The sequence below is a fragment of the Pseudomonas sp. Marseille-QA0892 genome (genome assembly GCF_054950135.1).
On the sequence record NZ_CM143104.1, the window covers coordinates 3,307,263 to 3,331,587 of the forward strand.

A 24,325-nucleotide genomic window follows, 5' to 3' on the forward strand; every position below is an offset into this window, starting at 1 on the left:
AGGATCGCTATTTTCGAAGAGGGGAGTTTTTGTACAGGGAAATCGACCATGCTCACCGTCACTCGTTATGTCATGGCATTCGGCGCATTGTTCGCACTCGCCGGCTGTGGCGACCAGTTGGCCGAAGACAAGAATCAGGCTGCGATCGAGCACAAGGAGAATGCGGCCCAGCACATGGATCAGATTCTCAAGACCGATGATCCGGACGAGAAGACCGAATTGCTGCAGAAGGCCCAGGAAGAGCAGCGCAAGGCCGCTGAGCTTCGCCAGGAGGCCATCGAAAGCGGAAACGCCAGCTCGAAATAAGGGTGCGTGGCGGAAATAAAACGGGAGCAGCGCTCCCGTTTTTCATGATGGCTCAGCCGAGCGGGCTGGGATCCTTGCCGTGGTCCCGACGCCAATTCCGCCATTGGTAGATCAGCGTCCCTAGCACGCCATAGCCGGCAGCCAGCGCCAACAGCACTAGGATATGACGCCCTGTCTGAGCCAATGGCAACCCCATCTGGTTCATCTCTGCGACCGCGCGAATTGCCCAGGTCGAAGGGATCGCGTTCGCCAGCCAGATGACCCATTCTGGCATCGCCTGGGGAGGCCAGGTATAGCCGGCGAGATAGAACAACGGCATCGTTACGAACGTAAGCGTCAAATAGACCGCCTCCTCTGATGGCAGCAGTTCGGCGAGGAACTCGCTGAAGGCGAGCACTGCTAGAAGGAACGGCAATACCAGCCCCAATAGCGCCCAAAAAGAGGCAGTCTGGCGAAAGCCGAAGATGTGAGGCCAGATCACGTACAGCAACATGGCCAGGACGACCCAGACCAGCAACTGGGCCGCATAGCGCCCCAGGCGAGTCGAGAGTGGCTGCCGCAGCGAGCGCGGCGTACCACCCCTCATGGCCAGGTTGATCCGGGTGCTGGAAAGCAGCAACCCGTGCTGCAGTACGAGCGTCACGAGGCCGGGCAACACGATCGCGGCGAAGCTGGTGCCGGGGTTGTACAGGTCGACCAACCTGGAGATCAGCGGATTCAGCAACGTTTCCGCCTGCTTCTCGGAGAAACCTTCCCTCATCAGCAGTGCGCGATTGTAACGTCGGAGAATGTCGTTGTAGGTCGCGCTGATGTCTTGCTGGATCTGGCCGTTGGCCATGCGATTGGTGGCATCACCGAACACTGGAACCACGAGGTTTTCGCCACGCAGTAGCCGTTTTTCGAAATCCACCGGAATGATGATGATGCCGTAAAGATCCCTCCACGCCAGGTCCCGCTGCGCTTCGGGCAGGTTGTCATAGCCCCGGATCGCGATTTTGGGCGCTGCATCGAGCAGCCGAGTCAGGTCACGACTTGCGGTACTGTGGTCCATGTCGACGACCGCAACCGGTAGGTCGTAGATCGCGCGTCCAAGATAGGGCATCGATGCGATGCAGACGGTGATCACCAGAAGCAACCACAGCGGCTTGGCTAGCATGTTCGCCAGGCTCAGGCGCATCACTTTCCAGAAATTGGCCATAGCCCCTCCTATGCCGGACTGAAATCAAGCCGCTTGCGCAGCCGCTGCTTGGCAATGACATAGGCCACCAGCGGATACAGCGAGAGCTTGAGGCAGGCGTTCAGTCCTGAAACTGACGGCGCGTCCCTGAGAAACTGATCGAATAGTCCATTCAGCGCGTGGGTCAGCGGCTCGATGTGACCTATCAGCTGTGCAGGCAGCGGCATGGCCAGGGCCGGAATCAATACGCCCGAATAGGTCTGCGCGATACCGATGAGCATGCCCACCAGCGAATACGCCGAGAACCGGTTGGCCGTAAAGATGAACAGCACCAGCCCCAAGGCCTGCGCTGCCATGACATAGAACGCGGTGATCGCGACCATCCATAGCACGCTGCCCTTGATCACGGCGCCATTGAATGAAACGAGCAGGAAGATCTCGATCATCAACAGGGCCGAAAACAGCAACGTATAGGGTGCGAGCTTGCCAACCAGTCGAACGCCCAACGCCTTGGCGCGAAGGATGTGGGGCGAGCTTGCCCTCAGTTCCGGCGCCTCTCGGGCCAGCACATGAATGGTCGCGACGATCACGAACAGCTGCAAGAGATGCACGACGGCTGCGAACTGCTGGTAATAGATGTAATTACCGCTCGCGTTGTAGAGGCTTTCGAACGCGACCGTGATATTTGCAAGCTGCGGAACCGGCATGCCCATACCCGCCGCGATCTCCGGCCGCAGAGACTGCTGCAGAGAACGGGTCAGCGTTGCCATGTCCAGCGTCGAGTAGAACCCCGCTGCATAGAACAGCGAGTTGTAATAGAACGGGACGCTAGGCTGCCGCCCGGCCAGGACGTCTGCTTCGAAATCCTGCGGCACGTATACGATGCCGTATTGATCGCCCTGTTGAACGCGGTCCTTCGCCTGGGGCAGGCCGTCCGGCGTTGTCACCAGGGTGGCATGAGAGCCGGCGTCGAGCTGCCTCACCAGCTGCCGCGACAACGCACTGTTATCCTGGTCGACGACGGCAACAGGCATGTCCTGCAGTGTGCCCGCCTGGTAGACCCCGCTGATGAGGAGAAAAAGCAGCAGGGGCCATATCCAGCCGAGCCAGTGAATGGTCCAGCTGCGCGCTGCAAGCCTTGCCTCCGTGTTGAAGGCGCGTGTGAACCTGGCCAGGTCGCGACGCGCCTTCCTCAGCGGCCGGTCAATCTTGCGCATGGACCGCCCGCCGCCTCAAGGCGTCGCCCACTGCCACAACGCGCTCATTCCTGGCCGCAGGCCCTCGACCGGCGCTGTAGGATAAAGACGGACCTCGAACGTCTTCAGGTCGAAATCCCCTGTCGCACGGGTAGCGCGCCGCGTGGCGAAGTCACCGAGGGGCGCGATGTAGCGCACTTCGGCTTCGACCGCCTCCTTGCCTACCGCCGGAACGCGCAGCGATAACTTGTCACCCTTGCGGATGTGCGCCAGCAGGTCTTCACGCAGGTTGAAGATGAAGTAGCTTTGCGGCAACTGGACCACGGTCATCAACGGACTGTAGGCATTGACCAGCTCTCCCTGCTCGGCAGGAATGGAACCTACTTCGCCCTCCACCGGGGATCGAACCATCAGATCGTCCGCCTGTGCCTGCAATTGCTGCAGTTGTGCATCAGCTTGCGCAAGCGATGCGGACAACGCTTCGCGCCGCTCTGCCCGGTCGCCGGATTCGCCCTTGGCCAGATTGGCCTTTGCCGCGGCAAGCTGATCTCGCGCCACGTCCTGCTGGCGACGGGCGACGTCGAGCTGGCTCTGTGGATAAAAACCTCGGCTGGCCAGTTCGGCATAGCGTTGGTAGTCACGCTGGGCATTGCGGACGTTGGCCTCCGCTTCAGCAACGTTCGCCTGCAGGACGCGGATGTCCTCTTCGCGGGTGCCGCTGTTCGACTCCTTGACCTGAGCCTCGGCCTGGGCACGGGCGGCTTCAAGGCTGGCCAATTGGGCCTCCAGTTCAGGGCTGACGATGCTGACCAGCAAGTCGCCCTGCTTTACCGCATCGCCCCGTTGAACGTGTAACTGCGCCACCCGACCGTGCGCCTTCGAGGCGATCGTCACGGTCGTTGCATCGACTTCACCCTGAAGCAACAGCGGATCACGGTGCAGGCGAAGGTACAGCGTGATCGCGATGATGATGAGGATCAACAGGGGTGCGAACAGCTTCCAGCCTTTCATGAGTGGCTCCCCAGGAAATCGCCGCCAGAGCGGTCGTGATCCTCAGCAATCCGCTCCAGCGCATCCTCGAACGTGCCATGAACAAGATGTGTAGGCACCGCAAGCATTAAATTCAGCGGCAGCTCGAATTCCTCGACGGTCATGCCGTCGCGATCCAGTCCGCGCTCGGGGAAATGGTCGGGGAATCGGTGCGTAATGCGTTCGGCATAACTGCCCTTTTCGAGCACGTGCCCATACACCGGCTTGCCCAAAGCCACTGCATAGCCCACTTCAAAACAGGTGCCACTGTCGGGTTCAGCGCCTCGAAAGAAATTCAGGTCTGCGAGCACCAGGTCGCACTGCTGGATCAAAGCGAGGTTCGCACGGTAGACCCACGCGCCCTGCTCGGCCGGATCGGTAAGCTGTGCTGGAACCGCATTGTCGAGTGGATACAGCCCTTCGAAACCGGCCTCGGCACATCGCGCCTTGAGCCAACGCCCGTATTCCACGGCATCGGGACGAAATACGGCTGGGCCGGCCAGGTATATCCGCGGAATCATCGATTGCCCTTATCCTGTTTGATCGCTCTGCTCATTGAAGCGTTACACACCCATCAATGCCAGCATGATGAACGTGGCGAATAGCACGAAGTGGGTCATGCCCTCGATCGCATTGGTCTCGCCATCGTTCAGGTTGATGGCAGCCACTACCAGCGTGATCAGGACCATGACCGTCTGGACCGGTGTCATTGCCATCTGGAACGGCTGCCCCCGGTACAGCGCCAACGCTTCCATGATTGGAACCGTCAGAATAACGGTAGACAATGACGCACCCAATGCGATGTTGACCACCGATTGCATCCGATTCGCCAACGCTGCACGCAAGGCCGTAAGAATTTCCGGACTTGCAGAAATCGCAGCCACGACCAATGCCGCAAGAATCGGGGGTGCACCACTCCCTTCCAGGCCAAGGTTCATGGCTGTGGACATCATCTCGGCCAGCGCACCGATAATGACGACCCCCAGCACCAGCGTGAGGATCGACCGGGTAGTGCTGCCATGAGCCTCGTCGCTTGACGCCTCCGGACGGCGGCGCTTCTTCTCCGGGTAGCTGTAGCTGAAGAAGTAACTGTGTGCGCCCACCTGCATCCGCAGAAACACGCCATACAGCAGCACCATGGCCCCGATGGTAAACATCGAATACAGATGCCACTTGGCCTCGGGAATGAATTCCGGCACCACCATGGAAATGCCCATGGCAGTGAGGATCATCACACTATAGGTACGAGCCGAGTCGTCGTTGTAGGGCTGCTCGCCATGCTTGAGGCCGCCCATGAGCGCCGCGAGCCCGAGAATGCCATTGAGATCGAGCATTACTGCGGCATAGATCGTATCGCGCACCAGCGTAGGGGATGGCTCGTGGCTCATGAGGATCGCCAGGATGATCACTTCCACCAGCACGGCAGATAGCGTCAGGATCATCGTGCCGTAGGGGTCGCCTACCTTCTCTGCGAGAACTTCAGCGTGATGCGCCACCCGCATGGACGCCAGGATGATTGCACCCACGAGCGCCGCAGCAACACTCAGCGCCACCATACGGCCGCTGTCGGCCCACTGGGGTTCCAAGAAATAGCAAAGCAATCCTGCCCCTACGGCGAGCAGGAGGAAGTATTCATCTTTGATGGCGGTCATGGATGTCTCGCTATGAGGTGATCGCGCCTTGGGTATGCCTCCTTTATCGGGGGCGCCGTCAGCACACATCCAGTGACATTCTCACGTCTCACCGCGTTCAACCGCTGCGCTTCGAATGCTCGACAGCGCCACGTTCGTCATGACGCTGCCTGGTTCGGCCTGTCAGCCTGCGTGCACCGCCTCCTTGCGCAGGCGCATCGAGAGCAGCGCATCGACCAGCAGGAATAGGACGAGGCTTGCCCCAAGGACCGGTAACGCGTAGCCCAGTGCAACCGCTACCACCCCGACGCAAAGACGCGTGACTGGCGTAAGCGCCATGAACGTGCGAAGCGGGCCGCGGTAGGTGCTCATCGAGGGCCGTCGCCGCCACCACATCAGGTAGCCCCATACCGTCATCGCCACGAGACCGAGCGCAAATACACTCAGGATCAGCTGATTTGCGAACCCGAACAGCACGCCCATGTGCAGGTCGATGCCCCACCGGGTGAGCTTCGCCGCCAGGGGATAGTCCGCGAAGCGCACATGATCGAGCACGGTCAGGTGACGAGGGTCGACCGAAACCGCATCCACACGCGTCGGCCAGCGGCGGTCAATTTCCGAGACAGTCCATGCCTGGCCGGCCGTTCGAGGCGGCCGGACTTCGATCAGGTCGGCGCCGATACCGGCCGCACGCGCTGTCGCAAGTATGCTGTCCACAGAAGCGACACTGGCAGCGGCAGGCGGGTCGGCCATGTGATGCCCCATATGGTCTGCATGGTCTGCATGGTCTGCAGGTACCGGCGCATCCCCCTTGAGGGACGTCACCACGGCAGGCGTCGCCCACCCGTAGTGCTGACGGAGTACGCCAATTCGGTCTCCTGCGTACTGCGACCACGTCAGTCCCGTCGCAGAGAAGAACAGAAGCCCGAGCATCAGGCAGAGTCCTACACGCGCATGCCAGCGGCGCATCGGGCGGAGGCTTTGCCGGCCTTGCCGACGGCGAACCCACCAGATTGCCATCCCACCCAGCGCGCCAACCCAAAGCCACGACGCCGCGAGCTCGCTGTACAGGCGCCCCACGTCGCCAAGCAACAGGCCTCGATGGAATTGGTCGATCAGGCCCCGAACGGGAAGTACGCCGGACGTCCCGTAGACGACATGATCACCGCGAACCTCGCCTGTCACCGGATCGATGAACACGGCACGGCTTTCAGACGGGCGTAGCCCAGCCTCGGCGAATTGCACCCGCGTGGTCATACCTGGCTGCGGCGCCGGCCGTATGGCGAATAAGGTGCCGTCATGTTGGAGGTAGTGCTCTGCTGCCTCGACCTGTTTCGAAAGCGGCAATGACTTCCCCTGCGACTCGGTATATAGGGCGTGGCGGTACAGCATCGGTTCGAGTTGGGGCGATAACGCGTAAACGACGCCGCTTGCGGCCGCCACCAGGAGAAAGGGGCCTACGAAAAGCCCAATGTAGAAATGTAGGCGTACCAGCAGCGACATAAATGGCCCGCTGGCTGTGGAAGTTCTGGACATGGTCGGATGTCTCGATAACGCGCATGCATGCGATGCGCCCGGACGAATGCGTCCGGCGCGGCTCCTCATCGACCCGGGTAGCGGCAAGCCAGGCTGCGCGTTACTCGGATCACGAATGACGAAAAAGGCGTTTTCAGACAAGGACCGGTGGCGCACGCGAACGCGCGCCGGGAAAGACAGGGGATATGACATCGTTTCGAACGGGACCGAGAGCCAACCGCACCGGGCCGACCGGAAGGTTCTCGGCAACGCTGTAGCCTTGCGTACCGACTGCCGGACACATGAGCAGGAGATCGCAATAGCCGCATTTCGCCCAGATGGCGTGGCCGTGGGCAGAGCCGAATGAAGATGCCTGTTCATCGAGCTGCGCCCCCTGATGCAGAGAGGCCGCGCCATGTCGATGTTGGGCCTCGACGCTACCGGGCGCCACCTGATGGTCATGCACCGCGGCATGTCCTTGCCCGGCCGGCGCCATGGCATGGGCGAGCGCAAGCGCCTGCGACAGCAGCGGGCCGGCGAAAAGAATGCACATGGCGAACAGCGCGGCAAACGCGCTATATCGCGAGCGTCGAAGCGATCTCATTTCACGGGGCCGAGCCTGCGACGCACCGACACGGATCACCTCCGCCTCGCCACACCGCATCAGGCCGGCTCTTTCAATGCATGTGGTGGCCTTCTGCGTGCCCGCCTTGCGACTTCGGGGCATCACGCTGCACCAACACCTCTACTGACACATCCCCTGCGTGCTCGAAATGCAGCGTCATTGGGAAACGGTCGCCGGCGCGCAGCGGTTGCTTCAGATCGAAGAGCATGACGTGATAACCGGACGGCGCGAACGGCACTTCGCCGCTGGCTGGAATGGTCACGGTCTCGACTTTCTGCATCTTCATCATATCGCCACTGTGAACGTGCTCGTGAAGCTCTGCGCGTGCAGCAACAGGCGTGTCGACCGAAACCAGGCGGTCGGCCTCGCGGCCATTGTTGTGAACGACGAAATAGGCTGGCGCAGTAGGCCCATTGGGTGGCAGCTCACGCGACCAGGGGTGGCCGATATGAAGCGAACCGGCATCATATGAATGCGCGAAAGCAATGGAGGGGCCCGCAGCGAGGGCGACGAGCAACAGGACTTTCTTGAGCATGACGTAATCTCTAAACGTGAAGGCCGTTTCTGGCCTGAACAGGTTTGATCGAAAAGCTCAGGAAAGACCTGGAGAGGCACGGGGGTTGGCGGACGGCCACCAATCTGAAAGCGGCGACGGCGCAGCCGGGAGTGTGTCGCGCGGCGGAACGGGGACCACAGCGACAGCCATCGACCAGCCAGTTACCGGCAAGCCACTCGCGGCAAGGCAGGAGATGCAATGCACGCCATGCCCGCCACCGGCAGGGTCCAAGGGCTTGTTTGATACTGTCGCGAGGGTCGCCCCTGACGCGCAGAAGCCGCCATCCAGACCGCTCAAGGCGAGCGCCGTGGCCTGCCCGTGTTGCAGCCCCGCGAAAAGCACGTTCATGGCCAATGCACACAGCACCAGCAGCGCAATGGGCAATCGGCGGGACGGGGTCGTCTTCATGGCCTGATTCTAGGCCGTGCAGGGGGAGACGTCGAGGCGCCATGTGATGGCAAATGGTCACAGCGCGCTTGACGCAGTAACGAAACAAATAGATACAAGTGCTTTTGCGCACGAAACGGAACGATTCGTCGCCGGTCTCTATGCAACACCTGCCCGCAGCCGAGACTGTGCGTATACTCCGCCCCCTCTTCGCTCGCATCGATTCACCCTGGTGAGAATCGATGCGACTCGCTTCAAGGAACGCTGCAATGACCCAATGGCTCGACATGCCCGCGCCACCGGCTCTTCCGGTCATGTATCTGCAGGCGGCGCTGCGCCGCGGCATCACGGGTCGAGTGCTTCCCGACCGTGGGCTGCGGTGCACCTTGGATGTCGATCCAACGCATTTGGCCCGCTACCGCGAGCTGTGTGGGCATGTCGATGACGGTGCCTTGCCGCCTGCCTACCCGCATGTGTTGGCGTTCCCGTTGCAGATGCACTTGCTCACCGCCAACGATTTCCCCTTCCCGCTCCTGGGTCTCGTCCATCTGGAGAATCGCATTCGCGTTCTGCGACCGCTAGATACTCAAGGCCCACTGCGCGTCAGCGTGATTGCCGAAAACCTGCAGGCACACCCTCGTGGCGCCGCGTTCGATCTCATCGCGCGCCTGGAAGATGAACAGGGAGCCTTATGGGAAGGTGTCAGCCGTCTGCTGTGCCGCGGTGCGTCGGTTGGAGAGGCGGAGCGCGAGCGCCGACAGCGGCGATCGGCTCCGCTCCGGGAAATCGCGCGCTGGTCGGTCCCGGCCGATATCGGTCGCGCCTACGCGCGTGTTTCCGGGGACTACAACCCTATCCACCTATCGCCCCTCACAGCGCGCCTGTTCGGCTTTGATCGCCCGATCGCGCACGGCTTGTGGAACAAGGCCCGCGTGCTTGCCGCCATGGCTGACCGACTGCCCCGCGCCGGCTATGAGGTCGAGGCCTGCTTCCATCGTCCGCTCGTGCTGCCGGGCGAAGCGCTTCTGATGGCAGGCGAAGCCGGTGAGAGCGGCCACTTCGCAGTGACCGGCGCCAAGGGCAAGCGCCACTTGGACGGCAGCTGGCGGCCGCTGCCTCTCGAATTGTTCGAGCCGGAACCCGAGCTGGCACTTGCCGCCCAGTCCTGACTTGCCTCCCGCCCGCAGGCGATAGACACTCGCTCCCATTTCCCTCCCCCGCCGGCAAGCCGCGCGGGGTCGAACTGGCGGAGCCCCATGAATATCCAAGCCCTTACCGAACGCCTGCACGCCATCCGCGATGCCAATGAATGGCGCCGCTTCCACAGTCCGAAGAATCTCGCCATGGCCGCCAGCGTCGAGATGGCTGAGCTGGTTGAGATCTTCCAGTGGCTGAGCGAGGCCCAATCACGCGAACTGCCGCCCGACCAGCTTGAACATGCCGGGCAAGAGATTGGCGACGTCGTCCTCTATCTACTGTTGCTCTGCGCGGAACTTGGCCTGGACATGAACACGGTCGTCAGTGCCAAGCTGGCTGACAGCGAACGGCGTTTCGCACGATGACTGTTGAAGATCGTCACTTCGACGCCCTCGCCGTACGCTTCGCCGAAAAGATCTATGGCGGCACCAAGGGCGCAATCCGTCTTGCAGTACTCCAGGCTGACCTGACCGAGCACCTTCCTCATGGCCCGCTGAAGGTTTTGGACATCGGCGCAGGCCTTGGTCACATGAGCCTATGGCTGGCCCAACAGGGCCATTGTGTGACGCTAGCCGAACCTGCCGAACCGATGCTGGACGGCGCCCGCGCGCGTTTCGAAGCGGCGGGCCTCGACGCCACGTTCATCCACGCGCCGTGGCAGGCGCTGAAGGATAGCGTGGACACCCAATACGACCTGATTCTGTGCCACGCCGTGCTGGAGTGGCTGGCCGAGCCATGGGCCATCCTGCCCACATTGCGAGACCTGACGCGGGACGACGGACACTTGTCCCTCGCGTTCTACAACAAGGACGCCTTGATCTATCGCAACCTGCTCAAGGGGCATTTTCGCAAGCTGCGCAAGGACCATTACGCCGGTGAAGGCCAGAGCCTGACCCCACAAAATCCGCTGGACCCTCGTGACCTTCGGGCGCAACTGGCTGAGCGCTGGACGGTCGAATGCGAAAGCGGCGTGCGAGTGTTCCACGATTTCATGCCACCTGATTTTCAGGGGAAGGTCGACCCGGACGAGCTCGTTCGTATGGAACTCGAATACCGCCATCACCCGACGTTCGCAGGTCTTGGTCGATACCTGCATTGGCTGTGCACACCGCATCGATAGCCTGGCTGCGTCTACTCTGGAGGACATTATGAACCTGTCCAAACGCACGATGGTGCCGAAGCACTCCGCACCCGCGAAAGGGCCCTGGCGTCTGTTGCTGACGGCAGGCATCGCCGCGCTGGTATCGGCCTGCCAAAGCAGTAACCCCTACACGGCGCAGTCCGTACCGATGCCACCGCCCCCCGCCGGGGCGGACACACACTTCGATGCCAGCGCCTACCCTGCCGCCCCTACCGACTACAGCCGCTACCAGAGTTGGCGCTGGGGCAATACGCCCTCATCTTCCGGCGCGCTGAACGATAACGTTCGCGACGCCGTCGCAAACGGGCTCGAACAACGCGGCCTGCGCCCTGCCGCGACCGACAAGGCGGACCTGACTGTGGACGCCAGCATTCGTACCGAGCGACGCCTGCAGCAGGTACAGGACAGCTACGGCAGTTATGGCGGCTATTACGGCGGCAGCCCGTATCGCCACGGCTACGACCCGCATGGCTACGGCGTAGGTGCAAGCATCCCGATCACGCGCACGTATGAAGTAGAGGTCGGCGTGCTTCGTGTCAGTTTCCGCGACGCCGCCGGGCAAGCCGTATGGAGCGGCAGCACCGAATTGTCGGTCAGAGGAGATCAGAGGGAGCGTCGCGAGGCCGTTTACGAGGCCGCCCGCAAGTTGCTCGCCAATTACCCGCCCCGCTAGTTCCTTCAACGGAGAGCCACCATGCTTCGCTTGCCGCTGATTTGCGTTGTGCTGTTGCTGAGTGCCTGCCAGGGCATCCCGGTCGAACGGGACTTCGATCCCACCCGTGACTTCGCTGGCTACCGAACCTGGAGTTGGGATACGCCTCGGATTCAGTACCGCCCGGACGATCCGCGCCTCAAGAGCGACCTCACCGAAGACCGCATCACCGGCGCCGTCTCGGACCAATTGGATCAGCGGGGTTTGCGCCCTGCGCCTGCCGGTCAGCCGGGCGACGTCAGGGTGCAGGTATCGATGGTGGTCGAACAGCGGCAGGACCAGGTGTCGTCGGGGTTCAGCCCAATGTGGGGCAGCCCCTGGCATGGCTATTGGGCGGCACCAATGGTCATGGATACGCGGACAGTCGTCTATGAGGTCCAGACGCTACAGATCGACCTGCGCGACGGCCGAGATGGCAAGCTGGTCTGGCGCGCGAGTGCCGAGCAGATCCGGCGAAATCAGGCCAACCCCAACGAACGTACGCAGGCGATCCGTGAAACGGTCGCGCGTATCCTGTCGCAGTACCCACCTCGCTGATCCGCAACCGGCGCCCCGGCGGGCATAATGCAGCGCCCTGACCTCTGGAGTCCTACATGCAACCCGCCTGGTGGCTGCTCGTTCTGACCTTTTTCGCTGGCGCCGTCCTGCCGTTGCAGACCGGTATCAACGGGCAACTGGCCCGGCATGTGTCCGGAGCCATTCCGGCGGCGATGATCTCGTTCCTTGTCGGCACGCTCATCCTGATTGCAGTCACCCTCGCGATGCGTCAGATGCCGAGTGTACAAACGCTGCGATCGGCTGAGAGCTGGCAGCTCACCGGCGGCATGCTGGGCGCGTTCTTTCTGGTAAGCGCCGCGATGGCTGGGCCGCGGATCGGCGCCGTCCTTTTCATTGCCCTTGTGCTTGCGGGGCAACTCACCATGGCCCTGCTACTGGACCATTTTGGTTGGGCAGGCTTTCGAGAGTCGCCAGTCACCTTGGGGAAAATCGGCGGAATCCTGCTTATAGTCGCCGGCATCTGGATGATTCGCCGGGGCTGACACCGCATTACTCGCGACGAAAGCGGTAGAACAGGTTCGGCTCGCTGACAAGATACAGGTCACCGTGTTGGTCGAACGTCAGGCCTTCACCCTGAGGCACGCTGCCCTTGAGCCCGGCGAAACCACTGAACAGGGAGCGATAGCCTACCAGCTTCCCCTCCCCGTCGAGTTCCATTAGCAGCTTGGACTCGTCGCTCAGCAGTACGAGATGGCCGGTGCGAGGGTCATACTCGACGGATGAGAGATCTGTCGCCATCACGGACCGATCAACCCACTCCTGCCGGTCGATGACCTCGAGGCTGAAATTGCCCATGACGCTCTGCCTCAACCCTCGGATCTCGTAGAGCTTCATGGGGGAGTGTTCCTTGACCACGAACAACCGGTCCCCGTCCCGGTCATAGGCCAGCCCTTCGAAGCCATCGTTGTCCCCGGCGTCGATCCCCAATGTCAGACCTCTTCCAGTGCTCCGGTCGATGGCGCCTGCGCTGTCCTTGGGTACCGGAATCACCAACAGCGCATGCGACCGTTCCTCGACGACGACAAGCAGGTCGTCGCCCAGATAGGCCACGCCTTCGACATCCGTGAACCCCGAAAGCGTGTGTCGGGACAGGAGATTGCCCTCACGATCCAGCGAGACCAGTTCCTCGGGGCTGTTGATGACACCCCACAGCACGTCGCGATCGGCATCGAATGCCAGGCCGGACAGGTTATCCTCGATGCCCGCTACCGGGCGCGCCTCGATGGCCACCCGATAGCGGAGCAACTGCATGCCACGCGATTCCCAGTCTTCACGATCGAGCGCGGTCTGGAGCCAGTAGTAGAGACGGTCGTCCAGATGGGTCGCTTTGATCTGATAGGCGCCTAGTGCCAGTGACATCAGCAGCGCCAGCGGCCAAAGCCGAGTTCCGGCAGCAAGCCCCGAACGGACGGCAAGCATGTTCATGAAGGCGCACCTGTGTGGAAGGATACGCGCGAGTCTGCAGCACCGATGTTTCAATTCGTGCAGCGCGTCGATACCAAGCCACTCCCTCGCTGATACCGATGAAAGGTATGTCGGCCTGCTATCGCTGCCTGCCCGGATGGGTGGCGCTGCGGTATATTCCGCCGCCGCAAATCCGTGCCCTGTACCACCACGCCACATCCGATCTCACGCCTGTTCTCTTTCGATGAAATCGCCTACACCCACTGCCAACGCCGACGTCAATCGCCTGGAAACCTGGGCTCGCTACCACCAAAGCCTCTGCCGTTCCTGTCGAGGAACATGCTGCAGCCTGCCCGTTGAAGTGCAGGTTGCCGATCTGGTCAGGATGGGGCTCATCGACGCCTTCGATGCCGAAGAAGAACCCAAGCGGCTGGCCAGGCGGCTGATGAAGGACGGCGTCGTCGAGCACTTCAACCACAAGCACGCCCGCTTCACACTTACCCGCCTTGCCAATGGCGACTGCCTTTTCCTGGACCAGAAGACGCGCCTTTGCACGATCTATGAGGGGCGCCCTGATACCTGCCGCCGCCATCCCCAAATCGGCCCTCGGCCGGGTTATTGCGCCTACATCGCCAAGGCATGACCGTCACCACGCCGCCCATGGAACTCGGCATCGGCGGCGCGGCCCAAGTGACCAAGACCGCTTTGCTTGAGCGGGCCTGTTGATCCGGGAGTGCTTCATGCAGGTAGAAGGCTTTTTCGAATGGCTGGGACAAGCCATCGGCAGCGTCATACGCTTTGTCGTGGACGGGTTGTACTGGATTCTCGGCATGCTGGCCGTTGCCAGCCAGAACTTCATCGACGGGCTTGCCAGTACGCTTGGCATGGACCGGTCCCTTTTGACCATCGCTGCACTGATCGTCGGACTTATGCTCCTGGTCGCCGCACTGCGGGCCTTCATGCGCCGAGCCATCATCAGTGGCCTGATCTGGCTCGTACTCGGGCTGTGGCTGCTCTCCAACGTAATTCATTGATCACGATGGCGCTCGGCAGTGTCTTCATCTTCACGATCGACCACGCCGGTCACGTGCTGGCCCGGTAAACCCTGCCACGAACGCCGTTGAGTCAACTGGCCCACGCGCGCCCCGCCTCGGTGCTCACTCGTCTATAGTGTCGGCCCTCGCAAGGAGACACGATGAGCCGCTTGCTGGACGCCTGGCGTCACACCCCTACCCATCGCCAGGTCCGCGCGCTGGCGATTCCCATGATCCTGTCGAACCTGTCCGTCCCGATGGTCGCGCTGGTCGACAGCGCGGTGGTTGGCCACCTGCCCCATGCTCATCAATTAGGCGCTGTCGCGGTCGGCAGCATGCTCTATGTCGTACTGGTGGGCATTCTCAACTTCCTTCGAATGGGCACGACCGGCTTCGCGGCCCAGGCTGCCGGGCAGGAGGACGGCAATGCGTTGCGACGCATACTGCTGCAGGGCGTAACGCTTGGGCTGGGGCTGGCGGTGATAGCCGGCGCCCTTGCCCTTCCGCTGACCCACGTCCTGCTGGGCATGGTGGAACCCTCGCCCGCGCTGCGCGATCTCGCTGCTACGTTCTTTCAGCACCGGCTCCTGGGGCTGCCCGCTGCATTGATGAACTACGCCCTGATTGGCTGGTTTCTTGGCGCCCAGAACGCGCGCGCACCACTCGCGGTGCTCCTGCTCACCAACGCTGTCAACGCAGTCCTCTCGGTGACGTTCGTGCTCGGTCTCGACTGGGGCGTCGTGGGCGCTGCACATGCCGCTGTCATCGCTGAATGGCTGGGACTTTGCCTGGCCTTTGCCCTGACACGCGGCGAGCTACGTCGTTATCCGGGAAGGCTCGATTGGCAGCCCTTGCGATACTGGGTGCACTGGAAGCCGCTGCTGGCAGTCAACCGCGATATCTTCATCCGCAGCCTGACGCTGCAGGCCGTATTCGTGCTCGTCACGCTGCAAGGCAGCCGTCTGGGTGATGCCACGGTGGCAGCGAATGCACTGCTGCTAAACGGGCTCTCGGTGACTGCTTATGCGCTCGACGGCCTTGCGCATGCGGTCGAGGCGCTATGCGGGCGCGCCATCGGTGCACGGGATCGTCTGGCATTGCGACGCGCCCTGGTCGTGGCAGCAGGTTGGTCGGCGTTTGCGAGCCTGATTTTTTCGCTCGCGTTTCTGGTATTCGGCGAAACCTTCATCCGCTTGCAGACAGACATTCCCGACGTGCGCACCGTCGCGTTCGCCTACCTGCCCTATCTGGCATTGCTACCGGTTATCGCAGTTGCAAGCTATCTGCTCGATGGACTCTTCATCGGTGCCACGCGAGCGCGGGAGATGCGCGACGCGATGGTGGTCGCCTTCTTGCTGGCACTGCCACTGGGGTGGGCGATGCAGGGCTGGGGCAACCACGGGCTGTGGATAACCTTTCTGTCCTTCATGCTATTGCGCGGCCTGGTCATGGCCGGCTACAGCTGGCGAATCCACAAGCGGCCGGGCTGGATTGCGCCAGCACCGGCCGTGGCCGGTCAAGGCGCGAGGTAGGACGAGCGGGTCAGCCCCAGACGCAGCGCGTCGAGGTACTGCGTGCGCTCACGGGGCGTGAGCTTGGAGCTGGCGACCTTGTCACGGTAGTAGCCCATGAGTTCCTCGGGTGAGAGGTGCACATAGCGCAGCAGATCCTCGATGGTGTCGTGAGTCTCAATGCCCGCGTGATACACGCTGCCATCGTCGCGCTGGAAAATGTTCACCGAGTCGGTATCGCCGAACAGGTTGTGCATATCGCCGAGAATTTCCTGGTATGCGCCCACGAGGAACACGCCGAGCAAGTAATCCTCACCGGACCTAACCTCGTGTACCGGCAGGCTCGTCTCGATGCTCTGCTCGTCCACGTATTGCTTGATCTTGCCGTCGGAGTCGCAGGTCAAGTCCTGCAAGACCGCCCGCCGTAGCGGTTCTTCGTCGAGACGCTGCAACGGGATGATCGGCAGGATCTGGTCGATTGCCCAGGTGTCGGGAAGGCTCTGGAACACCGAGAAGTTGCAGATGTACTTGTCGGCAAGCTTATCGTTGAGCTCATCGAGTACCTGACGATGCGAGCGTTGGCGCGCCTTCAACTGATTGTGAAGCTTGCGGCAGATCGCGAAATAGCACTGCTCGCCCATTGCCTTGTGGCGCAGGTTCAGCTTGCCGGCCGAATACTGCGCCGACACTTCCTCCGCGAAGTGAGTCGCCCGCCAGTAGGTTTCCGCGACCATTTCCGGGTCGTTCGGCCCAAGCAGGTCAAACAGTGCACGCAGCGCGTCCGGGTACTCTTCGGTCTCGTCGACTTCAGGTTCATCGTCATTGTGGCGTTCGATATCGGTGACCTGAACGACCAGCACCGCGTGGTGGGCCGTCATTGCGCGGCCGCTCTCGGAGAAGATATGCGGATGCGGCAGCTCCTGGAGATCACAGAACTCCTTGAGCATATCGACGACGGTGCCCGCGTAGTCTTCCATGTCGTAATTGATGGAACTGGCGTTGCGCGAGTGGGTGCCGTCGTAGTCCACGCCCAGGCCACCGCCAACGTCTACATGATCAACCGGCAGGCCAAGGGCACGCAGCTCTCCGTAATAGCGGATGGCTTCGCGGAAACCACGGCGATAGTCGGCGATGTTGGCGATCTGCGAACCCATGTGGAAGTGCAGCAGGCGCACGCCCTGGTCAAGGCCGGCGGCCTTGAAGCGCTCGACGACGGACAGCAACTGCGCCGCGGAAAGGCCGAACTTCGATTTCTCACCGCCCGTATCTGCCCACTTCGAGGAGGACAGTGACGACAGGCGGACCCGCAACCCAAGCTGCGGCATCACGTTCAACGCCGCGGCCTCGTCGATGACCATCTGAACTTCAGATTCCTTCTCGATCACGATGAACACGTTATGGCCAAGCTTGTGTCCCATCAGGGCGAGACGGATGAACTCACGGTCCTTGTAACCGTTGCAGACGATCGTGCCGCCCCGTGGCGAAAGCGCCAGCACGGCGAGCAGCTCTGGCTTGGAGCCGGCTTCGAGGCCGATGGATACGTTCTCGGTGGCGATGATGCTTTCGATTACCGCCTCCTGCTGGTTCACCTTGATCGGATAGAGCGCGGTGTACTGGTTGCGGTATTCGAGCCGTTCGATATTGGCGTCGAATGCGCTGGTGAGCTGGCGTACGCGGTCCTGAAGAATGTCCGGGAATCGCACCAGCAACGGCAGCGACAATCCCGACGACCGCAGCTCGGCCAGGACGGCGGAGAAGTCGATCGGCTTGCTGGCGTTGCGGTTGGGTGAAATCTCGACCTTGCCTTCGTCGCTCAGCGAAAAATAGCCGGCGCCCCAATGGCGAATACCGTACACACTGCGCGTGTCAGCGACTGTCCAGCTGCTGCCATCGTCTTTTCTCGTACGTCGTGCGGCCATGGATTCCCCCTGCGAATTGAAGCTCGACGACACGTCGGCCGTCGTCACTGTACTGATGTGGACCCAGGTGCGGGTCGCGGAGTTTGGCGGCAGCGCGTATCAGCCGCCGGACTTCTTGGTCTTGAAGCCGCGGGCCTGCAACTCGCCCAGCAGCAGGTCGACATGGTCACCCTGGATTTCGATGACACCGTCCTTCAACGCACCGCCGGTACCGCAACGCTTCTTCAGTGCGGCGGCGAGTGCCTTGAGATCATCGCCTCCCAAGGGCACGCCGGTGACGGTGGTGACCGTCTTGCCGCCGCGCCCCTTGGTTTCGCGACGCACGCGCGCGATGCCGTCGCCAGCAGGTAACGATTCCTCGACGGGTTCAGGTTTGATGCGGCCGACGTCGGTTGAGTACACGAGGCCGCCCAGATCGGACAGGGACAGGCTTTTCTTGGCCATGAACGTCTCCAATGTCTAAATCGAATGCAAGCAAAGGCTGGCCGCGCAGTTTACCGGCAATCGCGGCCGGCACCAGCGCTCGACGCCTGTACGGCACCGGGTCGCAAGGTTATGTCGCTTCGCTTATCGGCAGGCGTGCTTATCGGTTGGCGAGGAAGCGTCTCAGCGCCACCCGTGAATCCGGGCAGTAGGGGCGCTGCTCAATATCGGCCAGTACATCATCCAGCGGCATGAACCAGGCCGCGGCCACTTCTTCGGGCTGCAGGCGCAGTGGGGCGTCGGATACCGCTGAGTAGATCGCGCCCCACAGACGATTGTCAGGCGCATCGAAGAAGAACCGCCCATGGTCGCGCAGGGCGACGCCACCAATTCCGAGCTCTTCTTCGAGTTCGCGCGCTGCGGCGATTTCGTAAGGCTCATCTGGAGCGACCATGCCACCCGCAGCCACATCGAAATAACCCGGATAAACAGCCTTGCTCATGACCCGTTGGTGGACGCAGAGGTGCCCTTGGCCATTGAGCAAAAAGATGAACGTGCCGCGGCCAATCAGGCCGCGAGCACGCAGCTCGGCGCGCGGCAACCCACCGAGCAACCTGTCGTACTCGTCGACCCAGGCGACTTGCTCGCGGTCCGACGCCGCCCGGTGTTCGATTTCGGCAGGAGGCGTGTTCATCCCTGGGACAGCAGGTTGCGCAGATCGATAATCGCGGCATTCGCGCGCGAAATGTAGTTGGCCATGACCAGGGAGTGATTTGCCAGGATCCCATAGCCACTGCCGTTCAGAACCATTGGGCTCCACAGCGTCTCCTGGGAAGATTCCAACTCACGGATGATCTGGCGGACGCTGATGGTGGCATTCTTCTGCGCGAGCACGTCCGCGAAGTCGATCTCCACAGCGCGCAACAGGTGTGCCAGTGCCCAGGCCTGACCCCGCGCCTCATAGAAGACATCGTCTATTTGCAGCCAAGGCGTCTGGACGGTCTCCTCCTTCACCTTGGGCACCGCGCCAGGCGCGACCACTTGCGGTTCGGCATTGGTATCAAGACGAACGCGGCCGACGCTGGCAGACAGACGCTGCGACAGCGAGCCCAGGCGTGTGGCGACGTCACCGAGCCAGTTATTGAGATTGTCAGCCCGCGTATAGAACTGTGCCGAACCCTGCCCGGTGTTGGTCAGCCGAGCCAGATAACGGTCGAGCAGCTGAATGCCTTCGCGGTACTGCGATTCGGAAGATGGCAGTGCCCAACTCCGGTTATCAAAGTTGAAACGTGGCTCGGCTTGGGAAAGGTCCGGATCTTCCGCCGACTGGGACTGCGAGCGAGCGAAATCCTTGCGCAGCGCGCGGGACAGGTCGCGCACCTGAACCAGAACGCCGTATTCCCAGTTCGGCATGTTGTCGAGCCATAGGCCGGGTGGAGCGACATCGTTGGACAGGTAACCACCGGGCTTGTCCACCAGTGTCGTCGCGACCTGCTTCAGTGTCTCGACGACGGTATAGCCCCGTACGATCGGACGCTGGCTGCTCTGTGCCGCTTCCCGGGCGTGGTCCTGCACCGAAAAGAAATCAGGCGTGCGGCTCCAATACATGCCGAGCACGATGCAAATGACCAGATACGCCGCAACGACGCCACCCAGCACATAGGCCACCCCACGGCCCGCGCCGCGGCCCATGGAAATACCGGCGCCGTCAGCGCTGGCGCTACCCGTTCGTTTCCACTTCAGCATCATTCGGATCCTTAGGCCAATGGCCGTTGCTTGACGATCGGACCAAGGTCGACCGCCCGGGCCGATCGATGATCACCCGTTACCTGCCAAGCGCTAGAAGATAACACGCCCATGAGACGGGACCGCCCGCCAACGGCTCCACCGTTCGACCGCAACGCCTTGACAGGGTTGCCCGAACACTCGTTTGGAATGCGCCGCAGCGCAGGACACCCCGCCAGAAGTACTACACAACCGCCGGGCGACAGGAGGCTAGGCAAAACGCCATCACTGTCACAAATCCGCAATCACCCCGCCATACGCTTGCGCCAGCCGCCCACCCTCCCCCGGTCGAAGTTATGCGCCTCAAGACCCTGACGACACTTTCCACCTGCCTGCTTCTGGGCGTGTGCATCATGCTTGGCGCGACACTCTGGTGGTCGCAGCGCGCACTGGAACGCCCCTATCAGACGATGGAGCGCTACCTTGCGCTTTCGCAGCAATACCAGCATGAGGTGGTTGCGCGGATCTTCGGCTACCTGGACAGCGGTAACGCAGTATTGCAGGCAGAGGCACTGCAGGCCTTGGCATCCATTGATGGCATGCTTGGCGACCTTTCACCGGATTTGGCCAGTACGACCCAACCCAGCGTCGAGGCATTGATGACATTCAGCCAGAACGAACTGCTGGCGGCTGGCAAGCTCGCCGGTGATCCCCAGGCGTTGCTCGTTCAGGCGGAGCGCGAGACCGCGAGCGCGCTCGAAGCGCTTTCCCGCTACGCCGATGACAGCGGCAATGCCGCGGCGGAACGCTACCGTGCACCGCTGTTTCAGGCGAGCCAGCGGCTGCAGCGGCTGAGTCTGGCGCGGCAACGGATGGTTGCAAGTGGCAATGCCGCGCTGGCCGACGACGTCGAGCGCGAACTCGAGGGGCTCCGTCAGCAGGCCGCACGTATCGATACCCTTCCTCTATTGGGCGTTGCCGCCGAATCGAATTCCGGTGCCAGTGCGTTCGCCAACCTGATGGGTCTGGCGACGGATACTGATAGCAGTGACGCCGAGGATAGCGGCACGGGACTGCGCCGTGAACTCAACAGCCTCCTGCAGCGTTATCCCGGTGAGCTGAAGCGGACTCAGGACCAGATTGCTTCGCGCGCCGCGCTCTACGAGGCGACCCGCGCCCGCATCGATGCCGTGCAAAATGCACTCGACGGCCTCGAACCTCTGGTCCGGGCCGAGCACGGCCACATCCAGGGCGAGGTTCGAGTCATGCTTGGGGTGGTAATTGGCCTGATCGTACTGATCGCGCTTGGCATTGACAGGATTCAGCGCAGCCTTACGCGCCTGCTTGGTCAGTTGCAGCCCGCGTTGTCTGCCTGGGCCGCCGGTGACTTCACTGATGCCGTGGCATTGAAGACACGCAACCAGGAAATGCGCGAACTGCAAACCTCGCTCAACCGCTTGCGCGAGTACCTGCTGGGTCTCGTCGCCAACATCCGCGAACAGGCCGAGCGCATGTCCGGCAGCAGCCAGACACTGTCCGAGCTCAGTAGCGGCCTGCACCAGAGCGCTGAACGTCAGGCCGGCGACACCGCGCTGATCAAGGATGCATTAGGCGAGCTGGAGGCGACGATCATGCAGGTGTCCGAAGATGCGGGTCGCACTGCCGAAGCGAGCCGTGACGCCGGCCGCTCGGTCGAGCAGGGCCAGCAGGTGATCGAGGGCAGCCTCCAGGGTATGCAGAAGCTAGTGAGCGAAGTCGAAAGCAGCGCCGTCGCGATCGAGCGTCTCGCTGAGGAGGCGCATACGATCGGCGACGTGCTGACCGTCATCCGCAGCATCGCGGACCAGACCAACCTACTGGCACTCAACGCAGCGATCGAAGCGGCACGCGCCGGCGAGCAGGGCCGCGGGTTCGCCGTCGTTGCAGATGAAGTGCGCTCACTGGCGCAGCGCAGCGCTCGCGCAACCGATGAAATCCAGCAGGTTATCGACAGGCTCCAGCACGCCGCTGGGCGGTCACTCGATGCCATGCGCACCCAGGTTTCCCATGCCCAGGCCACGGCGCGCCAGGCAGAAATGGCGGATGGCGCGCTGGTCGAGGTCGTCCAGGCCATCCGCGCCATGGCTGACAACGCGGAGCGTATTGCCTCCGCGACGGCACAGCAGACGGCGGCGGTGAGCGAGATCAGGGATCACAGCGAGCGCATTCACCAACTGGGCGAAACGAACCTTTCACTCATCGACGGCGGACGTCAGCAAGGGGAGAAACTCCTGCACCTGGGTGGTGAGCTTCAGGTGGCGGTGAGTACGTTCCGCGTCGCCTGAGGCCTTCCGAGGGGCCGACACCGCATTGGTCGACATCCGGTGCGACAAGCACCCACGCGCGGGGCGGCCAGAGTTCGCTATCATGCTGGCCGGTTTTCCGTGATGTGCGAGCGATGCGTTTTCTAGCCGTCTTTGTCTTCCTGCTGTCCATCGTGAGCGTGCCTGCCCTTGCGGGCCCGCTGGATACGCCGCGTCCCTCACCCATCCTGGGCGCGAGCGCGTCTCAAGGGGACTTTCTACCCGTCGACCAAGCCTTCCGCTACGACTTGGTCGATACCGACGATGGCGAAGTGCTGCGCTTTACGATCGCGGACGGCTATTACCTCTACCAGCACCAGTTCAAGTTTCACACTGAACCCGATGGGCTGATGGATACGCCCCGCTTGCCCCCTGGCGAGTCGAAGACGGACCCGCATTTCGGCGATGTCGTGGTGTATTACGGCTCGCTCGACATTCCTCTTTCCTTCACCGCAGCCAAGGACCAGCCGCTCAATCTGGTCGTGACCTACCAGGGCTGCGCGGACAAGGGACTTTGCTATCCACCGGAAACGCGCCGGATCGCAGTCAACGGCGGTATCGAGACCGCAGCCACTGCGCGCGCGGCCCCCTCCGCGCCGGAGGCTGAATCGACGTCCGCCGAGGCGGCTAGCTGGAGCTACCGATCGTTGGGCGCCTTCTTTCTGGCGGGGCTGGGCCTGACGTTCACCCCCTGCGTGCTTCCAATGCTTCCCATTCTTTCCGGCGTGGTATTGCGTGGCGCGCCCGGCGGTCGGCGGGCACTGGTGCTTTCGGTGGCCTACGTATTGCCGATGGCGGCCTGCTATGCGCTGCTTGGGGCCTTGATGGGCGTGTTCGGCGCCGGCTTGAATCTGCAGGCCCGACTTCAGTCACCGTGGATACTGATCCCGTTCGCGGCATTCTTCACGGCCTTCGCCCTCGCGATGTTCGGTGCGTTCGAACTACGATTGCCCGCCGCGCTGCGTGATCGCCTGGACCGGCTCGCCGGGACGGCAAAGGGCGGTTCCATCAGTGGCGCCGCAACGCTCGGCCTGTTGTCGAGCCTCTTGGTAAGCCCTTGCGTATCGGCGCCCCTTGCGGGTGCCTTGCTATATATAAGCACCAGCGGTGATGCGGTTGGCGGTGCGCTCCAGCTTTTCGCGCTCGGCCTCGGCATGGGCACCCCGCTGGTCCTGTTCGCGTGTGGTGGCGGTGCGCTGCTGCCCCGAAGCGGCCCTTGGATGGTTGCCGTACGCAACGCCTTCGGCGTGCTGCTGCTTGCCGTCGCGGTATGGCTCATCGAGCGCGTCGTCCCAGGTTCGATCGCTCTGGCACTGTGGGGTACGCTTGCGGTGGGCACGGCCCTGTTCCTCGGCACACTCGAATTTAACGCCAAGTCGCCACGGCAAAAGCTCGCGCAGCTGGCCGGGCTTGCGCTGCTGGTCTATGGGGCGTGCGCGTGGTTCGGCGCCTTGCAGGGTCAGAGCGACCCCCTGCGTCCGCTCGGCGAATACCGCACGCCAGCCGGTCAAGACGCACGCCTCGATTGGACGACCATCAGCGAACCTGAGCAACTCGATGCCTTGCTCGCTGATGCCCGGCAGGCAGAAGAGCCGGTTTTCCTGGATTGGTATGCAGACTGGTGCATCAGCTGCAAGGTCACGGAACGTGAAGTATTGCCAAAGCTGGCCGTACAGCAGGCGCTCAAGCCCTATCGACGTGTTCGGTTCGACGTCACCCGCAGCGACGAGGCACAGCGTGCACTGCTTGATCGGTTCGGCCTGTTTGGTCCGCCGTCCATGCAGTTTTTCGACGCACACGGACGCGAGGTCCTGAGCCAACGCATCATTGGCGAAACCACGGCCGACGAGCTGGCCAGACGCTTGGCAACTGTCGCACGTGACCGGTAAGTCGTTTCCAGTCATTTTCGGCAAAAACGCCAAATCATGCTGACTATT

26 protein-coding genes are annotated in these 24,325 nt (G+C 62.2%); 12 read left to right on the forward strand and 14 right to left on the reverse strand.

What is annotated here, in order from left to right:
- Positions 1–48 precede the first annotated feature (48 nt).
- On the forward strand, positions 49–306 hold the full coding sequence (locus ACY8D3_RS15365; protein WP_462379663.1) for a hypothetical protein: 258 nt from the start codon (positions 49–51) through the stop codon (positions 304–306).
- Between the two features lie 52 nt (positions 307–358).
- Here the strand turns inward: ACY8D3_RS15365 and ACY8D3_RS15370 are convergent, their stop codons facing one another.
- The 9 genes from ACY8D3_RS15370 to ACY8D3_RS15410 all read right to left on the reverse strand — a co-directional run bounded on the left by ACY8D3_RS15370 (position 359) and on the right by ACY8D3_RS15410 (position 8,443).
- Entirely contained in the window at positions 359–1,504 is a 1,146-nt protein-coding gene (locus tag ACY8D3_RS15370; RefSeq protein WP_462379665.1) for an ABC transporter permease, read from the reverse strand.
- 8 nt (positions 1,505–1,512) lie between these two features.
- Positions 1,513–2,700: an ABC transporter permease gene (locus ACY8D3_RS15375; RefSeq protein ID WP_462379666.1), complete on the reverse strand. Its 1,188-nt coding sequence runs from the start codon at positions 2,698–2,700 to the stop codon at positions 1,513–1,515.
- A 15-nt stretch (positions 2,701–2,715) separates the two neighbouring features.
- Complete coding sequence (locus ACY8D3_RS15380; protein WP_462379667.1) at positions 2,716–3,690, reverse strand: HlyD family secretion protein; 975 nt, start codon at positions 3,688–3,690, stop codon at positions 2,716–2,718.
- Positions 3,687–4,229, reverse strand: coding sequence for a nucleoside 2-deoxyribosyltransferase (locus tag ACY8D3_RS15385; protein WP_462379668.1), 543 nt, complete (start codon positions 4,227–4,229; stop codon positions 3,687–3,689). The genes ACY8D3_RS15380 and ACY8D3_RS15385 overlap by 4 nt, the downstream gene beginning before the upstream one ends.
- A 42-nt stretch (positions 4,230–4,271) precedes the next feature.
- Positions 4,272–5,360, reverse strand: a complete 1,089-nt coding sequence (locus ACY8D3_RS15390) for a calcium:cation antiporter (protein ID WP_462379669.1) — start codon at positions 5,358–5,360, stop codon at positions 4,272–4,274.
- 162 nt (positions 5,361–5,522) lie between these two features.
- Positions 5,523–6,875, reverse strand: a complete 1,353-nt coding sequence (locus ACY8D3_RS15395; protein WP_462379670.1) for a PepSY-associated TM helix domain-containing protein — start codon at positions 6,873–6,875, stop codon at positions 5,523–5,525.
- A 133-nt stretch (positions 6,876–7,008) separates the two neighbouring features.
- Complete coding sequence (locus tag ACY8D3_RS15400; protein WP_462379671.1) at positions 7,009–7,458, reverse strand: DUF2946 family protein; 450 nt, start codon at positions 7,456–7,458, stop codon at positions 7,009–7,011.
- A 73-nt stretch (positions 7,459–7,531) separates the two neighbouring features.
- Complete coding sequence (locus ACY8D3_RS15405; RefSeq protein ID WP_462379672.1) at positions 7,532–8,014, reverse strand: copper chaperone PCu(A)C; 483 nt, start codon at positions 8,012–8,014, stop codon at positions 7,532–7,534.
- A gap of 57 nt (positions 8,015–8,071) precedes the next feature.
- The gene (locus tag ACY8D3_RS15410) at positions 8,072–8,443 is read right to left on the reverse strand and encodes a DUF2946 family protein (protein WP_462379673.1); all 372 of its coding nucleotides are present in this window, start codon (positions 8,441–8,443) and stop codon (positions 8,072–8,074) included.
- Between the two features lie 248 nt (positions 8,444–8,691).
- On the opposite strand from ACY8D3_RS15410, the gene ACY8D3_RS15415 reads away from it, so the two are divergent.
- The 6 genes from ACY8D3_RS15415 (at position 8,692) to ACY8D3_RS15440 (ending at position 12,512) form a co-directional block, all read left to right on the forward strand.
- Positions 8,692–9,591 carry a MaoC family dehydratase gene (locus ACY8D3_RS15415; protein WP_462379674.1) on the forward strand — a complete coding sequence of 300 codons (900 nt, stop codon included), beginning with the start codon at positions 8,692–8,694 and terminating at the stop codon, positions 9,589–9,591.
- An 87-nt stretch (positions 9,592–9,678) separates the two neighbouring features.
- Positions 9,679–9,984, forward strand: a complete 306-nt coding sequence (locus ACY8D3_RS15420; RefSeq protein ID WP_462379675.1) for a MazG-like family protein — start codon at positions 9,679–9,681, stop codon at positions 9,982–9,984.
- A complete protein-coding gene (locus ACY8D3_RS15425) occupies positions 9,981–10,739 on the forward strand; it encodes a methyltransferase domain-containing protein (protein ID WP_462379676.1) in 759 nt (252 codons plus the stop codon). Before ACY8D3_RS15420 ends, ACY8D3_RS15425 begins: the two co-directional genes overlap by 4 nt.
- A 28-nt stretch (positions 10,740–10,767) precedes the next feature.
- The gene (locus tag ACY8D3_RS15430) at positions 10,768–11,433 is read left to right on the forward strand and encodes a DUF4136 domain-containing protein (protein WP_462379678.1); all 666 of its coding nucleotides are present in this window, start codon (positions 10,768–10,770) and stop codon (positions 11,431–11,433) included.
- A gap of 21 nt (positions 11,434–11,454) precedes the next feature.
- The gene (locus ACY8D3_RS15435) at positions 11,455–12,009 is read left to right on the forward strand and encodes a DUF4136 domain-containing protein (protein ID WP_462379679.1); all 555 of its coding nucleotides are present in this window, start codon (positions 11,455–11,457) and stop codon (positions 12,007–12,009) included.
- A 56-nt stretch (positions 12,010–12,065) separates the two neighbouring features.
- Entirely contained in the window at positions 12,066–12,512 is a 447-nt protein-coding gene (locus tag ACY8D3_RS15440; RefSeq protein ID WP_462379680.1) for a DMT family transporter, read from the forward strand.
- Positions 12,513–12,519: 7 nt separating this feature from the next.
- On the opposite strand, the gene ACY8D3_RS15445 is transcribed toward ACY8D3_RS15440, so the two are convergent.
- Positions 12,520–13,455, reverse strand: coding sequence for an SdiA-regulated domain-containing protein (locus ACY8D3_RS15445; protein WP_462379681.1), 936 nt, complete (start codon positions 13,453–13,455; stop codon positions 12,520–12,522).
- A gap of 223 nt (positions 13,456–13,678) precedes the next feature.
- Between ACY8D3_RS15445 and ACY8D3_RS15450 the strand changes: the two genes are divergently transcribed.
- The 3 genes from ACY8D3_RS15450 to ACY8D3_RS15460 all read left to right on the forward strand — a co-directional run bounded on the left by ACY8D3_RS15450 (position 13,679) and on the right by ACY8D3_RS15460 (position 16,000).
- A complete protein-coding gene (locus ACY8D3_RS15450; protein ID WP_462379682.1) occupies positions 13,679–14,077 on the forward strand; it encodes a YkgJ family cysteine cluster protein in 399 nt (132 codons plus the stop codon).
- A 97-nt stretch (positions 14,078–14,174) separates the two neighbouring features.
- The gene (locus ACY8D3_RS15455) at positions 14,175–14,468 is read left to right on the forward strand and encodes a hypothetical protein (RefSeq protein ID WP_462379683.1); all 294 of its coding nucleotides are present in this window, start codon (positions 14,175–14,177) and stop codon (positions 14,466–14,468) included.
- 161 nt (positions 14,469–14,629) lie between these two features.
- Positions 14,630–16,000, forward strand: a complete 1,371-nt coding sequence (locus ACY8D3_RS15460) for an MATE family efflux transporter (protein ID WP_462379684.1) — start codon at positions 14,630–14,632, stop codon at positions 15,998–16,000.
- Here ACY8D3_RS15460 and speA read toward each other — a convergent pair.
- The 4 genes from speA to ACY8D3_RS15480 form a co-directional block, all read right to left on the reverse strand.
- A complete protein-coding gene (speA, locus tag ACY8D3_RS15465) occupies positions 15,985–17,898 on the reverse strand; it encodes an arginine decarboxylase (RefSeq protein WP_462379685.1) in 1,914 nt (637 codons plus the stop codon). The two genes, ACY8D3_RS15460 and speA, sit on opposite strands and share 16 nt — an antisense overlap.
- 99 nt (positions 17,899–17,997) lie before the next feature.
- The gene (locus tag ACY8D3_RS15470; protein ID WP_462379686.1) at positions 17,998–18,342 is read right to left on the reverse strand and encodes a translation initiation factor Sui1; all 345 of its coding nucleotides are present in this window, start codon (positions 18,340–18,342) and stop codon (positions 17,998–18,000) included.
- A 139-nt stretch (positions 18,343–18,481) separates the two neighbouring features.
- Positions 18,482–19,015 (reverse strand): NUDIX hydrolase, encoded by a 534-nt coding sequence (locus ACY8D3_RS15475; RefSeq protein ID WP_462379687.1) that lies wholly within the window; start codon positions 19,013–19,015, stop codon positions 18,482–18,484.
- The gene (locus tag ACY8D3_RS15480; protein WP_462379689.1) at positions 19,012–20,067 is read right to left on the reverse strand and encodes a DUF2333 family protein; all 1,056 of its coding nucleotides are present in this window, start codon (positions 20,065–20,067) and stop codon (positions 19,012–19,014) included. The genes ACY8D3_RS15475 and ACY8D3_RS15480 overlap by 4 nt, the downstream gene beginning before the upstream one ends.
- Positions 20,068–20,402: 335 nt before the next feature.
- Between ACY8D3_RS15480 and ACY8D3_RS15485 the strand changes: the two genes are divergently transcribed.
- On the forward strand, positions 20,403–22,370 hold the full coding sequence (locus ACY8D3_RS15485) for a methyl-accepting chemotaxis protein (protein ID WP_462379690.1): 1,968 nt from the start codon (positions 20,403–20,405) through the stop codon (positions 22,368–22,370).
- 113 nt (positions 22,371–22,483) lie between these two features.
- A complete protein-coding gene (dsbD, locus tag ACY8D3_RS15490; protein ID WP_462379691.1) occupies positions 22,484–24,277 on the forward strand; it encodes a protein-disulfide reductase DsbD in 1,794 nt (597 codons plus the stop codon).
- The last annotated feature ends 48 nt before the right edge of the window (positions 24,278–24,325 follow it).

What these genes read in the sequence shown, in the direction of transcription:
- ACY8D3_RS15365 (WP_462379663.1), top strand. Translation starts at nt 49, where the DNA reads ATGCTCACCGTCACTCGTTATGTCATGGCATTCGGCGCATTGTTCGCA.
- ACY8D3_RS15370 (WP_462379665.1), bottom strand. Translation starts at nt 1,504, where the DNA reads ATGGCCAATTTCTGGAAAGTGATGCGCCTGAGCCTGGCGAACATGCTA.
- ACY8D3_RS15375 (WP_462379666.1), bottom strand. Translation starts at nt 2,700, where the DNA reads ATGCGCAAGATTGACCGGCCGCTGAGGAAGGCGCGTCGCGACCTGGCC.
- ACY8D3_RS15380 (WP_462379667.1), bottom strand. Translation starts at nt 3,690, where the DNA reads ATGAAAGGCTGGAAGCTGTTCGCACCCCTGTTGATCCTCATCATCATC.
- ACY8D3_RS15385 (WP_462379668.1), bottom strand. Translation starts at nt 4,229, where the DNA reads ATGATTCCGCGGATATACCTGGCCGGCCCAGCCGTATTTCGTCCCGAT.
- ACY8D3_RS15390 (WP_462379669.1), bottom strand. Translation starts at nt 5,360, where the DNA reads ATGACCGCCATCAAAGATGAATACTTCCTCCTGCTCGCCGTAGGGGCA.
- ACY8D3_RS15395 (WP_462379670.1), bottom strand. Translation starts at nt 6,875, where the DNA reads ATGTCCAGAACTTCCACAGCCAGCGGGCCATTTATGTCGCTGCTGGTA.
- ACY8D3_RS15400 (WP_462379671.1), bottom strand. Translation starts at nt 7,458, where the DNA reads ATGAGATCGCTTCGACGCTCGCGATATAGCGCGTTTGCCGCGCTGTTC.
- ACY8D3_RS15405 (WP_462379672.1), bottom strand. Translation starts at nt 8,014, where the DNA reads ATGCTCAAGAAAGTCCTGTTGCTCGTCGCCCTCGCTGCGGGCCCCTCC.
- ACY8D3_RS15410 (WP_462379673.1), bottom strand. Translation starts at nt 8,443, where the DNA reads ATGAAGACGACCCCGTCCCGCCGATTGCCCATTGCGCTGCTGGTGCTG.
- ACY8D3_RS15415 (WP_462379674.1), top strand. Translation starts at nt 8,692, where the DNA reads ATGACCCAATGGCTCGACATGCCCGCGCCACCGGCTCTTCCGGTCATG.
- ACY8D3_RS15420 (WP_462379675.1), top strand. Translation starts at nt 9,679, where the DNA reads ATGAATATCCAAGCCCTTACCGAACGCCTGCACGCCATCCGCGATGCC.
- ACY8D3_RS15425 (WP_462379676.1), top strand. Translation starts at nt 9,981, where the DNA reads ATGACTGTTGAAGATCGTCACTTCGACGCCCTCGCCGTACGCTTCGCC.
- ACY8D3_RS15430 (WP_462379678.1), top strand. Translation starts at nt 10,768, where the DNA reads ATGAACCTGTCCAAACGCACGATGGTGCCGAAGCACTCCGCACCCGCG.
- ACY8D3_RS15435 (WP_462379679.1), top strand. Translation starts at nt 11,455, where the DNA reads ATGCTTCGCTTGCCGCTGATTTGCGTTGTGCTGTTGCTGAGTGCCTGC.
- ACY8D3_RS15440 (WP_462379680.1), top strand. Translation starts at nt 12,066, where the DNA reads ATGCAACCCGCCTGGTGGCTGCTCGTTCTGACCTTTTTCGCTGGCGCC.
- ACY8D3_RS15445 (WP_462379681.1), bottom strand. Translation starts at nt 13,455, where the DNA reads ATGAACATGCTTGCCGTCCGTTCGGGGCTTGCTGCCGGAACTCGGCTT.
- ACY8D3_RS15450 (WP_462379682.1), top strand. Translation starts at nt 13,679, where the DNA reads ATGAAATCGCCTACACCCACTGCCAACGCCGACGTCAATCGCCTGGAA.
- ACY8D3_RS15455 (WP_462379683.1), top strand. Translation starts at nt 14,175, where the DNA reads ATGCAGGTAGAAGGCTTTTTCGAATGGCTGGGACAAGCCATCGGCAGC.
- ACY8D3_RS15460 (WP_462379684.1), top strand. Translation starts at nt 14,630, where the DNA reads ATGAGCCGCTTGCTGGACGCCTGGCGTCACACCCCTACCCATCGCCAG.
- speA (WP_462379685.1), bottom strand. Translation starts at nt 17,898, where the DNA reads ATGGCCGCACGACGTACGAGAAAAGACGATGGCAGCAGCTGGACAGTC.
- ACY8D3_RS15470 (WP_462379686.1), bottom strand. Translation starts at nt 18,342, where the DNA reads ATGGCCAAGAAAAGCCTGTCCCTGTCCGATCTGGGCGGCCTCGTGTAC.
- ACY8D3_RS15475 (WP_462379687.1), bottom strand. Translation starts at nt 19,015, where the DNA reads ATGAACACGCCTCCTGCCGAAATCGAACACCGGGCGGCGTCGGACCGC.
- ACY8D3_RS15480 (WP_462379689.1), bottom strand. Translation starts at nt 20,067, where the DNA reads ATGCTGAAGTGGAAACGAACGGGTAGCGCCAGCGCTGACGGCGCCGGT.
- ACY8D3_RS15485 (WP_462379690.1), top strand. Translation starts at nt 20,403, where the DNA reads ATGCGCCTCAAGACCCTGACGACACTTTCCACCTGCCTGCTTCTGGGC.
- dsbD (WP_462379691.1), top strand. Translation starts at nt 22,484, where the DNA reads ATGCGTTTTCTAGCCGTCTTTGTCTTCCTGCTGTCCATCGTGAGCGTG.